Below are 1,272 nucleotides of genomic sequence, written 5' to 3' on the forward strand. Positions count from 1 at the left end.
GCTCCGACCAAGCTGCCGGTCTATATCTTCTCGACCGGCATGAACCAGGCCTGCGACCAATTGTTTTCGCTGGGCGCCAGCACGGCCGGCTATGTCTGGTCCGAGGCATTTGAAGACTTTCCGGGCTATGCGCCTAACGAGGAGTATTTCGGCGGCGGCGACGACATCAACAATTGGGACTCGGAAGCCGGTTGGACCGGGTTCTACAGTTAATCAACTGCGGACAGGGGCGGCGCCCCGGACGCGACGCCCCTGTCTCATGGAATCATAGCGATATGAACATGCGAGGCACGAGACATTCGGGGTTTACCCTGATCGAGCTGCTGGTCGTACTGGCCATCATGGGCATTCTGGCCGCCGTGGTCATTCCCACGCTAGTCAAGGCCGGCGCCTTCCAGAAAGAGTATGTCTCGCAGAGCGGCCGCACCCTCTACAACATGCTGCGGGCCGCCGAGTTCCATGCCGCCACCTACAACGTCGAGACCTGCCTGGCCTACGCGGCCGAACAACAGCTGGACAGCCGCGACCCGGTGCTTTTGCCCCCCGTAATCGTCGCCCGCAGCGTGGGCGTCTTCCGCCGCGCCACAGACGCGGAATTGCGCCAGTGGGAGCTTGACCCTGACTACGCGGGCGGACCCAACGAGATCCTTCCCCAGGAAAAAGGCATCAAGCCCGAAACGCCGGTTTTCGTCCCGGTGGCGGAGATCGAGCTGACCGAGCTGAGCGAGGGCGCCTGCGTCCTCGGCGACTTTGACATGAGTGTTGTCCCGGCCGAATACCGCCCTTTCTGGGAGGAAATGACGGGTTATCCGGCCAAGGGACTCCGGGCCGTGCGCATCCGCAACGAAGAGGGCGTGCTTGTCGTGCCCAATGTCCCGTACCCGAACCCGGATCCGAATACTAAACCGTATACCTACGAAGTGCCCGACTGCTGGGCGGCGCACGTGTTCGTGCCCGCGGGGTATGTGGACACGACGACGACGCAGGAGCGGCTGGTGATGAACGTCGGCTCGACGCCCGACAGCGACTTGGATGATCGGTTCATCGAGCCCGATGCGCCGATCAGGGAACCGTTGGAGACGGTGAAGGTACAGATATCGAAGTCGTCCGGACGCATCAAGCTGGTGGAATGAGGAGGACAGGCGTGAACAAGCGGCACGGATATTCGCTCCTCGAGGTGCTTATCGCGCTGGCCATCCTGATGATCGGCATCATCGCGGTGTACCGGCTGTTTCCGATTTCGATGCGCGAGGCGCGCATGGCCGACGAGAA

The 1,272-nt window shown here is 62.0% G+C and carries 2 protein-coding genes; both read left to right on the forward strand.

All coding sequences use genetic code 11. The features are described 5' to 3' along the window. A partial coding sequence (locus PLJ71_16495) for a hypothetical protein (protein HQM50288.1) occupies window positions 1-213 on the forward strand: 213 nt, incomplete at its 5' end. Window positions 214-275: 62 nt separating this feature from the next. Further along, the gene (locus tag PLJ71_16500; GenBank protein HQM50289.1) at window positions 276-1,133 is read left to right on the forward strand and encodes a type II secretion system protein; all 858 of its coding nucleotides are present in this window, start codon (window positions 276-278) and stop codon (window positions 1,131-1,133) included. Window positions 1,134-1,272 lie beyond the last annotated feature (139 nt).

The sequence above is a fragment of the Candidatus Hydrogenedentota bacterium genome (genome assembly GCA_035416745.1).
Classification (GTDB): Bacteria; Hydrogenedentota; Hydrogenedentia; order Hydrogenedentales; family SLHB01; genus UBA2224.

Excerpts from the sequence above, each read along its gene's own strand:
- PLJ71_16500 (HQM50289.1), top strand. The coding sequence starts at position 276 with ATGAACATGCGAGGCACGAGACATTCGGGGTTTACCCTGATCGAGCTG.